The 13,811-nt window shown below is 27.2% G+C and carries 16 protein-coding genes and 1 riboswitch; of the genes, 6 read left to right on the top strand and 10 right to left on the bottom strand.

What is annotated here, in order from left to right; genetic code table 11:
- Positions 1-1,320: GGDEF domain-containing protein (locus CP960_RS11480; protein ID WP_133121153.1), on the top strand; the 1,320-nt coding region annotated here is incomplete at its 5' end.
- A gap of 73 nt (positions 1,321-1,393) precedes the next feature.
- A complete protein-coding gene (locus CP960_RS11475) occupies positions 1,394-1,732 on the top strand; it encodes a hypothetical protein (protein ID WP_101185634.1) in 339 nt (112 codons plus the stop codon).
- 23 nt (positions 1,733-1,755) lie between these two features.
- Here the strand turns inward: CP960_RS11475 and CP960_RS11470 are convergent, their stop codons facing one another.
- From CP960_RS11470 to bioA, 4 genes are all read right to left on the bottom strand, one after another.
- On the bottom strand, positions 1,756-2,613 hold the full coding sequence (locus tag CP960_RS11470) for a bifunctional methionine sulfoxide reductase B/A protein (RefSeq protein WP_101185633.1): 858 nt from the start codon (positions 2,611-2,613) through the stop codon (positions 1,756-1,758).
- A 102-nt stretch (positions 2,614-2,715) separates the two neighbouring features.
- The gene (locus CP960_RS11465) at positions 2,716-3,333 is read right to left on the bottom strand and encodes a fumarylacetoacetate hydrolase family protein (RefSeq protein WP_101185632.1); all 618 of its coding nucleotides are present in this window, start codon (positions 3,331-3,333) and stop codon (positions 2,716-2,718) included.
- A gap of 9 nt (positions 3,334-3,342) precedes the next feature.
- Positions 3,343-3,999, bottom strand: a complete 657-nt coding sequence (locus CP960_RS11460) for an NUDIX hydrolase (RefSeq protein WP_101185631.1) — start codon at positions 3,997-3,999, stop codon at positions 3,343-3,345.
- A 1-nt stretch (position 4,000) separates the two neighbouring features.
- Complete coding sequence (gene bioA / locus CP960_RS11455) at positions 4,001-5,266, bottom strand: adenosylmethionine--8-amino-7-oxononanoate transaminase (protein ID WP_101185630.1); 1,266 nt, start codon at positions 5,264-5,266, stop codon at positions 4,001-4,003.
- A gap of 137 nt (positions 5,267-5,403) precedes the next feature.
- On the opposite strand from bioA, the gene CP960_RS11450 reads away from it, so the two are divergent.
- Both CP960_RS11450 and CP960_RS11445 read left to right on the top strand, forming a co-directional pair.
- Entirely contained in the window at positions 5,404-5,679 is a 276-nt protein-coding gene (locus tag CP960_RS11450) for a hypothetical protein (protein ID WP_101185629.1), read from the top strand.
- A gap of 133 nt (positions 5,680-5,812) precedes the next feature.
- Positions 5,813-6,025, top strand: a complete 213-nt coding sequence (locus CP960_RS11445; RefSeq protein WP_101185628.1) for a hypothetical protein — start codon at positions 5,813-5,815, stop codon at positions 6,023-6,025.
- Between the two features lie 32 nt (positions 6,026-6,057).
- Here the strand turns inward: CP960_RS11445 and CP960_RS11440 are convergent, their stop codons facing one another.
- The 4 genes from CP960_RS11440 to CP960_RS11425 form a co-directional block, all read right to left on the bottom strand.
- Positions 6,058-7,398: a GntP family permease gene (locus CP960_RS11440; RefSeq protein ID WP_101185627.1), complete on the bottom strand. Its 1,341-nt coding sequence runs from the start codon at positions 7,396-7,398 to the stop codon at positions 6,058-6,060.
- Between the two features lie 155 nt (positions 7,399-7,553).
- A complete protein-coding gene (locus tag CP960_RS11435) occupies positions 7,554-8,012 on the bottom strand; it encodes a 3,4-dihydroxy-2-butanone-4-phosphate synthase (RefSeq protein ID WP_101185626.1) in 459 nt (152 codons plus the stop codon).
- A gap of 96 nt (positions 8,013-8,108) precedes the next feature.
- Positions 8,109-8,251, bottom strand: a riboswitch (FMN riboswitch).
- Between the two features lie 65 nt (positions 8,252-8,316).
- Positions 8,317-8,799 (bottom strand): GNAT family N-acetyltransferase, encoded by a 483-nt coding sequence (locus tag CP960_RS11430; RefSeq protein WP_101185625.1) that lies wholly within the window; start codon positions 8,797-8,799, stop codon positions 8,317-8,319.
- An 18-nt stretch (positions 8,800-8,817) separates the two neighbouring features.
- Positions 8,818-9,258, bottom strand: a complete 441-nt coding sequence (locus CP960_RS11425) for a hypothetical protein (protein WP_101185624.1) — start codon at positions 9,256-9,258, stop codon at positions 8,818-8,820.
- Between the two features lie 144 nt (positions 9,259-9,402).
- On the opposite strand from CP960_RS11425, the gene CP960_RS11420 reads away from it, so the two are divergent.
- On the top strand, positions 9,403-9,870 hold the full coding sequence (locus CP960_RS11420) for a ferritin family protein (RefSeq protein ID WP_101185623.1): 468 nt from the start codon (positions 9,403-9,405) through the stop codon (positions 9,868-9,870).
- A gap of 7 nt (positions 9,871-9,877) precedes the next feature.
- Here the strand turns inward: CP960_RS11420 and CP960_RS11415 are convergent, their stop codons facing one another.
- Positions 9,878-10,630 (bottom strand): acyl-[acyl-carrier-protein] thioesterase, encoded by a 753-nt coding sequence (locus CP960_RS11415; RefSeq protein ID WP_101185622.1) that lies wholly within the window; start codon positions 10,628-10,630, stop codon positions 9,878-9,880.
- 252 nt (positions 10,631-10,882) lie between these two features.
- Here CP960_RS11415 and CP960_RS11410 point away from each other — a divergent pair, with 252 nt between their 5' ends.
- Positions 10,883-11,992, top strand: coding sequence for a hypothetical protein (locus CP960_RS11410; protein ID WP_101185621.1), 1,110 nt, complete (start codon positions 10,883-10,885; stop codon positions 11,990-11,992).
- 228 nt (positions 11,993-12,220) lie between these two features.
- On the opposite strand, the gene purH is transcribed toward CP960_RS11410, so the two are convergent.
- Positions 12,221-13,753 (bottom strand): bifunctional phosphoribosylaminoimidazolecarboxamide formyltransferase/IMP cyclohydrolase, encoded by a 1,533-nt coding sequence (purH, locus tag CP960_RS11405; protein WP_101185620.1) that lies wholly within the window; start codon positions 13,751-13,753, stop codon positions 12,221-12,223.
- Positions 13,754-13,811 lie beyond the last annotated feature (58 nt).

Raw genomic sequence — 13,811 nt, 5'->3', positions numbered from 1 at the left:
ATATTAATTCCTCTTGCTATATATTTTGCAAATCTTCCAGATAGAGTACTAAAAGAGTATGAATCAAAGCTTATTACTCATAATATTACTGGTTTAAAAAACTCTATTTATTTAGAAAGAGAACTTGAAAAAAATAGCAATAGTTTTGAAAAATCTTTAATAATATTAATCTATATAAATAATTGTAAAAAACTACAAAGTGTATATGGATATAGTGCATTAAATAAGATTTTAAAAGAGGCTGCAAGACTCATAAGTAGTTACAAACAAATTGATAATAACTTTGAAGATATATACTCATTAGAGAGTAATATATTTGCTATAAAATATAAATATACAAGTGAAAATAATCTAGTAAAGTTTACTCAACTTCTTTTTGCAGATTTGGAAAAAATGGAGATTTTAATAGATAAAAATAGTTCTATTTATCTTGACTTGACACTAGGAATTAGTAATCCTAAAAATATAAAAGGTAAACAAAAACTTCATGAAGCACAAATGGCACTTGATTATGCAATTGAGAAAAGAATTGATATTTTAGTATATGACCCAAATATAAAATCAGAAGATATAAATAGTTTAAACTTAAAGATTTTAAAATCTATAAAAACAGCAATTGATAAAGATAATGTAGTTTTACACTACCAACCAATTTATAATAATAGAACTCAAAAAATTGAAAAATTTGAAACACTTATGAGAATAAAAAATAGCAAAAATGAGATTTTATACCCAAACTCTTTTATGGATATTGCAAAAGACTCTAAAAAATATAATAAATTAACATATGCAATGATTGATAAGTCTTTTAGATATTTTCAAGACAAAGATTATGAGTTTTCAATCAATCTAAGTTTTTTAGATATTGTAGAAAAAGGATTTACTAAATATTTAGAAGAGAAAATCAAAGATTATGATGTAGCAAAAAAACTTGTAATAGAAATAGTTGAATCTGAAAGTATCTCAAACTATAAAGAGATAAAAAGATTTATAACTACTATGAAAGAATTAGGTTGCAAAATTGCAATCGATGATTTTGGAAGTGGTTACGCAAATTTTCAACATATTATTAGCCTTAGTCAATATATTGATTATATTAAATTTGATGGTTCTTTAATAAAAAATATTCATAAAGATAGAAAATCTCAGCTTTTAGTTGGGGTTATAAAATTTTTATGCGATAGTTTAAGTATTAGAACTATTGCAGAGTTTGTTGAAGATGAAGAAACACTTAAGTTTGTTGATTCTATGGGTATAAACTACTCACAAGGTTACCATATAAGTAAGCCTGTTAGCAATATAGAAAATATACCACAATAGTTGCAGTTTTTAATAGTTTATTTACACTAAATTTGTTATATTATTTTTACAATATTTTTAAGGAGTGTGCATAATGCAGATTGAAATGACTGCTGAAGTAGTTCTATCACAATTAGGTTATACAAAAAATGAAAGTTCATTAAAACAAGCAGAAAAAATGATAGCTACAACAAAAGAGTTTGATAAGTTTGCCAAACATATCATTAGTTTAAATGACCATCTAAAAAAGATGAATGCATATGTTGCATTATCTAACTCATCGGAATTTCTAAAAATCAAATGCGATGAAAATGATGCAGAAGAGATTTTAGAAGAGTTCCATCAGGAAGTTCAACATTGGGCAAATAAATATAATATTGACTTAAAAAAACTAGATGGTAAAGAAGTTTACTATATCTTAGGAACAAAATAAAATAGAGAGACTTCCTCTCTATTTTAAAATATCTTTTTAAAAGAGTGACAATAAGGGATTTTCCCCGTTCTTTCATAATAGTTTTGATGATAATCTTCTGCTTCATAAAACTTAGAAGCATCATATAGTGTTGTAGCTACTAAATAGCCCTTTTCACTTAAAATATCAATAACTTTCATAGCTGTTTTTCTTTGTTTATCATCTATATAAAATATTGCTGATAAGTATTGGTTTCCTATATCTGGACCTTGTCCATTTGTTTGAGTAAAATCATGAATTTCAAAAAAATACTTAACTAACTCTTCATAAGTTATCTCACAACAATCATACTCAACTTTTACAGCTTCTAAATGTCCAGTCATGCCACTACAAACACTTTCATAAGTAGGAGTACTAGAATCATCTCCACCCATATATCCAGAAACAACACTATAAACACCATCAAGCTTTTTAAAGTAATGCTCTACTCCCCAAAAACATCCAGCTGCAAAATAAGCAATACTATGATTTTCACAACATTTTTGCTTGCTATCAAAAACTAAAGAGATTGAGTTTACACAATGCCTAGTATTTTTAGGAGTAAAACCTTCACCTTCAAAAACATGTCCTAAGTGTGCATCACAATTTGCACAAACAATCTCCATTCTTCTTCCATCTCTATCAGGTACTTTTTTTACTGCTTCTTTAATTTCATCATCAAAGCTTGGCCATCCACAACCAGAAGAGAATTTATCTTTTGATTTATAAAGAGGTTTTCCACATTTTTTACATTTATAAATACCCTCTTCATAAAAATCATTATATCTTCCAGAAAATGGTTTTTCAGTACCTTTTTGTTCTATTACGTACTTTTCATCTTCTGTTAATTCATTGTAGTTCATCTATTTTACCTTCGATAACATAATTATTCGAATCATATCAAATAAAACAACAAATAGAATTAATAATTAAAATAACTTGTACTTTTAATCTATTTTAAATTTTCAACTAACTTCTAGTGAAATTTCTATTAAAAGCTTACTTTTATATAAAATTTTTCCTGTAAATTTATCCCCTACTTTAAACTCTCCAACACCTTTAGGTGTTCCTGTCATTAAAATATCCCCATCCTCAAAATCTAAAAAATTATTTACTTCTTTTATAATCTCATTTGGTTTATGTATCATCATGGATACATCACCTTTTTGTCTTAGTTCATTATTTATATAAAGTTCAATCTCTAAGCTGTTTATATCTTCACTAAAAGATATAAATTTTGAAAAAACAGCTGAGTTTCTAAAAGCTTTTGCTCTTTCCCAAGGAAGACCTGCTTTTTTAAGTTTTGTTTGAGTTTGTCTTAAAGTTAAATCCAATCCAAAACCAACTGCACTTATTTTATTTTCTTCAATCAAAAATGAGATTTCTGCTTCATAATGGCATGAACTATTACCACGAGGGAAAACTAAACTATTTGAAATTGATGAGTTTGGTTTTATAAAAAATACCATCTCTTCAGGTACTTCATTGTTTAATTCTTTAATATGCTCACTATAATTTCTACCTATACAAACAACTTTTGATGGTACTATTTTTGTATTATTATCTAATATTATACTATTCATTTATCTACTTTAATATTTATTTAAAAAATCTATTAATATCACAGAAGTCATTCCCCAAATAACTTCACCTTTATATTTATATACCCAAACTTTATGTCTTTTATTTCCCCAAGGTTTTCTATAAAATTTTGGAAGATTTAGCTCTTCTACTGGAAAATAAACCTCTTTTTCTCCATCTTCATTTATATGAAAAGGTTTTACTTCACTTCTTAAAGTGTACTCTTTTGGTTTATTTTTCTTAAAAAAAGACAATGGAATCAAAAAAGCTTTTTCTACTTCGTTTTTGTCGATTTTCATAGTTTTTAAAGCTCTTTTTTTTACTACTGCTACAAAAATCTCAACAACAGCACCCATGGGAGCTACCATAGTATCAAGTTGACCTAAGATTTTAATATCTTTTTTGCCTATTCCAAGCTCTTCTTTTGTCTCTCTTAATGCAGTATCTTTAAAATCTTTATCTAAATCTTTTTCAAAGCCTCCACCAGGAAAACATATATCTCCACCTTGTCTAATATTTGCTGCTCTTTTTTGAAAAAGAATATGATACTGACCATTTTTTTTAACTAAAGGTATCAAAACAGCAGAATTAAAAAACCTATCTCTTCCTAAAACCCCAGGATATTTAGGAAGATTCTTAAGCATTTTCTTTAAATCTTTTTTCTTCATATTAACTCTTTATAGATTTAATTGCCTCTATCATAACTCTTACAATTTTTCTTAAATCTTCATCTTTAATAGTATAAGCAACAATTGAATAGATTAGCTTTCCAAAAGGTCTTATCCATACGCCATGCTCAACACAATAGTCTTGTATAGCTTGTGCATAAGAGCTGTCATGAAGTTCTATTACTCCAATAGCACCTATATTTCTTGTATTTTTTACAAGTTTTAACTCTTTTGCTTCTTTTAATTCTTCAAAAAAGATATTCTCAATATTTTTTACTCTTTCTTGCCAAGGCGATTCTAATAGAAGTTTTATACTTTCAATAGCCACAGAACAAGCTAAAGGATTTCCCATAAAAGTTGGTCCATGCATTAAAATACCAAGAGAAGAGTTTGAAATAGTATCACTTACTTTTTTAGAAGTAATCATCGCAGCCATTGTCATATAACCACCTGTAAGTCCTTTACCTACTGTCATAATATCTGGTTTTATATTTGCATGCTCAACAGCAAACATTTTTCCAGTATGTCCAAAACCTGTTGCAATTTCATCAGTAATTAATAAAATATCATATTTTTCACAAAGCTCTTTTGCTTTTATTAAAAACTCTGGATTATAAACTCTCATACCTCCTGCTCCTTGAACAATTGGTTCAATTATAAATCCTGCAACCTCATGATGATGATTTTGAAATGTTTTTTCTAATTCACTAATAGCCTCACTACAATCTGTATAAAAACCTATATCTGGAGCTTTTGTAAATATATGTTTTGGTAAATAAGAACCATAAATACTATGCATAGAATTATTTGGGTCACATACACTCATTGCTGCAAGAGTATCTCCATGATATGCATTTTCACAAGCTATAAATTTATATTTTTTTAATCCTTTTGCTTCTTGGTATTGAATAGCAGTTTTTAAAGCAACTTCAACAGATACTGAACCACTATCACATAAAAACACACTATTTAAGCCAGTTAAATCAACTAAGAGTTTTGACAAAGTTGCTGCATTTTCATGGGTCATCCCACCAAACATAATATGAGGCATAATCTCTACTTGTTTTTTAATTGCTTCATTTAATTTTGGATGATTATAACCATGAATCGCACTCCACCATGAACTCATACCATCTATTAGCTCTGTATCATCCTCTAAAAAAATTGATGTTTTATCAGTTCTTTTTACAGGCAAAATCTCAGTAGTAGAAGGTAAAGAGTTATAAGGGTGCCAAACATGTTGTTTATCTATATCTAACCAGTTCAAATATTATCCTTTCTGCTTTTTTATCGATTTTATCGTAAATTTAGTTTGTAACAACTTTTTGAATTAATGCAAATGAAAGTATAATATCATTTTATTATAAAAATAAAATAGTATAATGCGAATCTTAGGAGATTAAAATGAAATTTCACGATTTAGAATTAAAACACATTTCAACAGTAAAAAACAAAAGATATTTTATATCTACAATAAAAATGCATGTAAGACATGCATGGCTTAATCAACATGAAAATGTATATGTATATGAAACTATGGTATTTAAAAAAGAAGACAATAAAATACTTTATCATGAACCTGTATATACTAAAAGATATATTGCATATGATAAAGCAATTGAAGGTCACCAATATACTATTGAAAATATTGAAAAAATTATTGAAAAAGTCGAGGGTTAATGTACAAAAAGTACTTTAACCTTTTTTATAAAACTACAATAAATTTTGATTACAATTTGGTAACAATAAAATAAATAAATATTAAGTAATAAATAGTCATTATTCCATCAATAAAATATAAAAAAGGACAAAAATGACTTTTATTCCTCTATCTTTACAACTTTTACAAGCTGTAAAATCTAATGATGCTTTAAAAGTAGAAGAGTTGATATTAAACTCAGATACAAAAACAGAACTAATAAAAGAACACATTTCATTACATGGAGAAGAGTCTTTAATAAATCTTTTACCAAAATTTAAAAGCAAAGGTTTGGTTATAAATATCAAATCATTGCTAAATATTTAAAAGTGCTAGTAATTTTACTAGCACTTTTAATATTAAAGTAAAATACCTGCTAAAATATAAACAATTGCAATTGTTACTAAACCTTGAACTAAAGTAGCCATTGTATAAGATTTATAAGCAGTTGCTACGTCCATTTGACTAAATCTAGAAACAACCCAGAAGAAACTATCATTTGCATGACTAACAGTCATAGCTCCTGCTCCAATAGCCATAACAGTTAAAACTTTTCCCATCTCACTATCTAATCCTAAGTTTGCAAGTAAAGGATAAATTATAGTTGATGTAACTACCAATGCAGTTGTAGAAGAACCTTGAGCTGATTTTAATGCAGCAGAAATTATAAAAGGTACAAGAATACCAAGACTTAAGGTTTGCAAAGCATCACCTAAATATGTACCAATTCCACTAGCTTTTAATACAGCACCTAAAGCACCACCTGAACCAGTAATAATTAATATTTCACCTGCATTTTTAATACCTTCTCCAACCCAACCAGATAATCTCTCTTCATCAAATTTTGGTAAAAGCATTGTAGCAAACAAAAGTCCAATAAATAGTGCATTTGTAGGATTACCTAAAAAGATAAACAGTTTATATAAAATAGTATCGCTCATATCTGCAAATAGAAGCTTTACAATACTTGCAACTGCCATAAGTAAAATTGGTATAAAAATAGGAGCAAAAGCTTTAAAAGTACTTGGTAACTCTCCATACTTTTCTAAAACTTCACTATCTTTTTCTAAATCCACAAGTGAATCTTCACCATTTGTATAAATTTTACCAGAGCGTACAGCCCAAAAATAACCTGCTAACATAGTAATAATTGATATTAAGATACCAAAAATAATCACAAGACCTAAGTTATCTACCATCAAGTTTCCAGCTGCAGCAATTGGCCCTGGAGTTGGTGGAACTAAAGTATGTGTCGCAAAAAGACCAGTTGCTAAAGCAACACTCATGGCAACACCTGAAACTTTTAATTGTCTAACCATTGAACGTTTTAGTGCATTTAAAATAACAAATCCACTATCACAGAAAACAGGAACAGAAACAATATATCCTATTATTGACATTGCAAGAACAGGTCGCTTTTTTCCAACAATTTTAAGTATTACATCTGCCATTTTAATAGCAGCACCACTTTTCTCAAGTATTACTCCAATTATTGTACCTAATACTATTACTATACCTATGTATGCAAGAATACCACCAAAACCTTTTGTTATAGTAGTAGCTATTTCAGTGTACCCCATACCTACACTTACTGCAATTCCATATGCTGCAATAAGTAATGCTATAAATGGATGTAACTTTAGCTTACTCGTAGCAAAAACAATAAAGGCAATTGCAATCAACAAAATAAACACTAACATTAAATCTCCTTGTGAATAATGCAAAAAAATAATAACTAATTTATAATAAACTTATAAAAAAAAAATTATATCATAAAAAAAAGTTTAAAGTAAATAAATTTTTTATTAAACTTTTAAATATAATTTTTTAAGTGATACATGAAAAAAAGGGCTCTTTAGATACTATAATATTTCAAATATCTTATAATATCATCAACACTAATTACTGGCATACTGTATTTTTTTGAGAACTCTTTTATTTGATTACCTTTTGCCATTGTTCCGTCTGGATTTGTAATCTCACATAAAACAGCACAAGGCTCAAGTTTAGACAATTTCATCAAGTCAATACTAGCTTCAGTATGTCCTTGTCTGCCTAATACACCTTTTTCATTTGCTCTTAAAGGAAAAATATGCCCAGGAGAGATTATTTTTGATTTTCCATTTTGTGAAATTGCTGCTTTTATAGTAGTAACTCTATCTTTTGCACTAACACCTGTTGTTATATTATCTTTTGCTTCAATTGAAATAGTAAATGGTGTTTGAAATTTTGAATTATTATCCTTGGTCATCATAGTTAAATTAAGCTCTTGAACTTTTAACTTAAAATCATTTTTCATAAGAGATTGATTCATTTTAGTAATACCTTTATTTTAAAGTAAAACTTATTGAATCAGGGCTAATGCAAAAAGCAATATTATCCTAATAATTTAACAATAAAAAGATAAATACTATTTTCTCTTCCATCCAGACTTTAACTGTTGGTTTTGGATTCTCACCAAATCTGCTGACCTTTATAAATAAAGCGCTCGTGGACTTCTATATCATTATAGTTACCACCAGTAAGGAATTTCACCTTGCCCTGAGAAATAAATTTTAAAAAGTTTACCTAAATAAAAATTATTTAATAATTAGATAATAGCTTTTAAAACTACTAAATTAAATATTTTTAATAAAACTAATACCTTTATAACTATTATTACCAAGTTTTAACATAAATTCATCTTCTATTTTAAATCCATATCTTTCATAAAAAATATTGTTTTTTGCACCTTTTAAGGTTTGAAGATAAATCTTTTTATAAGAAAACTGTTTTGCATATTCTATTATTGTATCAAGAAGTACTTTCCCATATCCTAGTCCTTGGTACTTAGGTAGTATATATAAACCTTTGATTTCATATGTACTTAAGCACTTAGTTTCAACTCCAGAAATAAATCCAACTACTCTATTTTTATCTTTTAATATAAAAATTTTTTCTAAATTTTTTGAAATGTTATTTTTCATAATAGTTGTAAGAAAAGTTTCATCTTTTTTACTATCTTTAGAAGACACAATATCTTCAAATGCAGTTTCCCATGTTTTTGTAATTATTTTTGCAATATTTTTAGCATCATCTAATTTCGCTGTTGTAATAGTCATTTTTTTACTTTAATAATTTTAGTTATTTTCATAAACACAAACTGTTTTAAAAATAAACTCTTCATTTTGAGCAATTTGCTCATTTTCAAACTCTATATTAATTTTACCATCAATAAAAAAAGAGTTTTCACTCTTTTTTGAAAATCTTAGATATTCAACATCACACCAATTATAAGCATAACCAAGATAAATTGACCCCTCTGCATTACAATAGTTTTTGTGACTTAAATCTAAACCGTGAAGTTCTGATGGATTTGGCAACTTCAAATTATACCAATCCAATATAATTTGGGTATAAACAGGATTTTCTTCATACTCTAAGCCTGAATCAAAATCTTTTAAAAAAAGTGTAATTTTATGAAAAAGTTTTTTTTCTAGTGCTATATTTCTATTTTCAAAAAAATATGTATTAATAACTGCTTTTGTAATATATGTTTTATTTTGTAAATCTATTTTCAAATTAGACCTTTTAGTATATTATATATATGATACTAATAACAAACTTTTACTAACTAATTTATTAAACTACTACTCTTTTACTCATAGATATTGACAACATAATTAATCTTAGCTAAGATTAAAAGAACATAAAAGGGAGTTACTATGAATGTTTATGATTATGCTATGAAAGTTGAAAAAGATGGAGAAGCTTACTACAATTATTTAGCTTCAAAAGCACCTAATAATGGCTTAAAAAAAGTATTTGATATTTTAGCTGAAGCTGAAGTACAACACTATAATGTTTTTAAAAGCATGAGAGATAAAGATGGTTCAGATTTTAAATCTATTGATATTTCAACAGATACAAAAACAATATTTGAAACATTAAATGAACAAAGAGATAGTGTAACTTTTGATGCAGAGCAAGTTAAATTTTATGAAGATGCAATAAAAAGAGAAGAAGACTCTTACCAATTTTATATTGATAAAGCTAATGAACTTGAAGATGAAGAAGAAAAAACTGCTTTTATAGATATAGCAAAAGAAGAGTTAAAACATAAAGCTATATTAGAAGAGATTGTTCATTTTATACAAGAACCAAATAATTGGGTACAAAGTGCAGAGTTTTAAATAAAAACTATTTTTCTATTTTTTTCCATATGGTTTTTCCAGTGGCACAAACTTTATTTGTTCCTTTTATTTGAATTGTATGAATAAAAGAGTTATCAGTTACATCTTTTTTTGTAGAAGATAAAATTATATCACCATACTGGGCTTCTGATATAAAACGCCCATCAATAAAATACAAATAGTAATTATTTAGTACCTCATCAGGTATTGATTCAATTAGCCATTGTAAATATCTAAGATTATTTACATGCTTATTTGTATCAGTATCGTACATATTTACTTTAAACTCTTTTCTATATTCAAAAGAATCAAGTGGTTCAATTTTATCTGTTATAGTGTGATTTAAAGAAATCAAATCATAAGATGACCATCTTTTTAAAAAGTCTGGATGTATTTTTCTTGGTCTTCTTCTTTTTATATCATAAAAAAGCCATAAACCCCTAGCTCTTCCTATAATATTGTAGTTTTCATCATAGATAATATTTTCACGAACTCCTCTAATAGCATGATATTTTGATATCCAAGTTCTAATAATAATTTTCTCTTTATACAAAGGATAGCGTTGCATTTGCATCACGCCAGATAACAATACCCATCCAAGATTTTCTGACATCAAAGACAAAAGATTATGCCCAGCATAATGACAATGCTCAGCAGCAGCTTCTTGAAGCAAAGTCAAAATAGCAATAGGAGAAGCCTCCCCTAATCTATTCATCTCAAAAAATCTTAATTCAAACTCTTTATCAAAATAGTTTTCCACAAAAACTCCTTTAGTAATTAGAATATATGCAATTTAATCCATATTGTCAAGAGTGAGAATACTAATATATAGATTAATCATTATTATACCATCAAAAATTAATGGCAATTCACAAATGATAAAAAATTATTTTAGCAGTTATTAACAATTATTCTTTTTTATTAAACTAGAATATGATAATTAATTATATTCAAACTTTATTTTTATATAATTCTACTTTCAAAAATAAAGTAACACACAAGGAAAATCAAAATGAAAAAATTATTGTTTATTTTAACAACAATACTACTTACAATTACATTTAGTGGTTGTTTATCTCAAAATGCTCAAGGTTTATATATTCCATCTTCAAAAGAAGATTTAATGGAACATAAAAAGCTTAAAGTTTATTTTGAAGATTTGACTCCTATAAAAACAAAAGAAGTTCTTTTAAATATCAAAGATTTTATTGAAAAAAGTAAAGTTTCATATGAAATAAAATTTCCAGAAGGTATTGTTCATATGCCTAGTAAAGAAAAAGTATTTGATGGATACAACAAAAATATACCTTTATTTTATTATGAAGGTGAAGAACTTGATTATAAAACATTAAGTAAAACTACTTCAAAAAAAATCAATAAACCTTTTAATATGAAGTTTAATTTAGAATCAGGAGTATTAGTATCTACTAAGAAATATGATACTTACAATGAGATATTAAGTGATATGTTTGGAATTTCTTTATTAATGCTAGATACATATAAAAATGATCCTAAGTTTACAAGTAAATTCCAAACTTCATTCAGGTTAGTTTTAGATGAAAAAGCTTTCAAAGAAAAAAAGCTTGGAATAACTGTACTAAGAAAAGGTATTAATCCAGGTCCAATCTTAAAAGAACAATTAAGTACTTATGGTTTTACTCTTGTAGATAATCCAGATGATGCAGATAAAGTTGTTTTATTTCAAACTTCTGGTACTTTTACAGGTGATGAATTAGATGCCAATAAAGATATTAAGCTTTTTACAGATGTAAGTAGAATTACAAATGCAGATAACTTAGGTAGCATATCTATGAACTTAACAAAGTTATCAGGACACTCTTCTTTACATTCAGCTCAAGCTGGTTTAGCTTTTATTGGAGTTTCTATTTTATTTGATGTATTTTTTGGTGGAAAAAGTAATTTAACTTTCACTTATTTAAATATAATTGATAAAAAAGAGAAAAAAATAACAAATATTTCAAAACAATTTAAAACACTTGAGTTTAAGGGTTTTTATATTAGTACAATAAGAAGTTATAGAAGAGCATTAATTCTATTTTTAGAGGATGAATCAAAGAATTTTGGTAAAGGAACTAGATATAAAGAAAAAGATTTAAAATAAATAACTATAAGTAGTTATAAAATCAACCCTTCTTTTGGGTTGTAAATCTATTTTCCTTTCTAGTATAACTATTTAATACTACGTTTTATATAAAAGAATCTTAGATTAGTAATATCAATAAGACAATAAATATTATTTTATTAATTGTATATTAGTTTCAAAGATAAACTATTTTAAGAATAATATTATAAAAGAAAGATTGTTTTTAAAAACAATCTTTCAATCTTTTTAGTGCAAGAAGTGTCTTTTTCCTGAAAAATAAAGTGCCATTCCAAACTCATTGGCTGCTTGTATAATCTCATCATCTCTTATACTTCCACCTGGTTCGATTACACATTTTACACCTGCTTCTTGGGCTGCATCAATACTATCTCTAAATGGGAAAAATGCTTCACTTGCTAGTACTGAACCACTTACATCAAGTCCTAAATCTTCTGCTTTTCTTAAAGCTGCTTTTGCTGCATCTACTCTACTTGTCATACCCATACCAACAGCTACCATTGCAGAGTTTTTCACATATACTACGCAATTTGATTTTGTCAAACTTGCTATTTTATATGCTATTTCCATATCTTTTATCTCTTGTTGTGTTGCTTCTCTTTTTGATTTTAGTTCACTATTTTTAACTTCATCATCTTCTACTTTATCAGCATCTTGATATACAAAACCACCATCAACAATTTTAAAGTTAAAATCATCATTTGAAAGCTCTAATTTTTTTGTACCTTGTTTAAATAGTTTGATTCTTTTCTTTTTATTTAGTTCTTGTTCAGCCTCAGGTGTAAAATCAGCTGCAAAAACTACTTCTAAAAAGATTTCATTCATTTTAACTGCAAGGTCTAAATCAACTATTCCATTTACTGCAACAACTCCACCAAATGCAGAGATTGGGTCACATTTTAGTGCTTGTGTATATGATTCTAGTAGTGTATCTTTAATAGCAAAACCACATGGATTTCCATGTTTTACAATACATACTGCATTTTCATCACCGAATGCACTTGCTATTTTAGCAGCACCTGAAATATCTCCCATGTTATTGAAACTAGCTTCACCTTTTAATGTGATAAATTTATTTGATAGGTGTTTATCAAACTCATATAAAGCACCTTTTTGATGTGGATTTTCACCGTATCTTGTATCAAATACTTTATTCCCTACAATAAACTGTTTTGCACCCATTCCATTGTTAAATCTTTTATTCATATAGTTTGCAATCATAGAGTCATAGGCAGCTGTATGCTCATATGCTTTAATCATCATATCTCTTCTAAATTCTACTGTATTTGTATCATTTTTAAGATTATTTAATACAGTATCATAATCAGCCACATCAGTTACAATTATAACACTATCAAAGTTCTTTGCAGCACTTCTAACCATCGCTGGTCCACCAATATCAATGTTTTCAATAATTTGTTCAAAATCATCTGTTTTTTCAATAGTTTCTTTAAAAGGATATAAGTTTACACACACTAAATCAATGCCTTCAACACCAAGCTCTTTTGCTTGTGTTTTGTGTGATTCTTTATCTCTTCTATATAAAATTCCACCATGAATATATGGATTTAAAGTTTTAACTCTTCCTTCAAAACACTCAGGAAATTTTGTAACTTCATCTGCTTCTATTACTTTTATTCCTGCATCTTGAAGCTTTTTATAAGTACCACCTGTAGAAATAATCTCATAACCTAAAGATACTAACTCTCGTGCAAAATTTTCAACACCACTTTTATCACTAACACTAATTAAAGCTCTCATTAAAATGTTTCTCCCTGTAAAATTTTAGAAAATAAAAAAGCCAAACTCACATATGAGT

Source organism: Malaciobacter halophilus, assembly GCF_002837275.1.
Taxonomy (GTDB): Bacteria; Campylobacterota; Campylobacteria; order Campylobacterales; family Arcobacteraceae; genus Malaciobacter; species Malaciobacter halophilus.
This window is presented reverse-complemented; position numbering and strand designations above follow the sequence as displayed.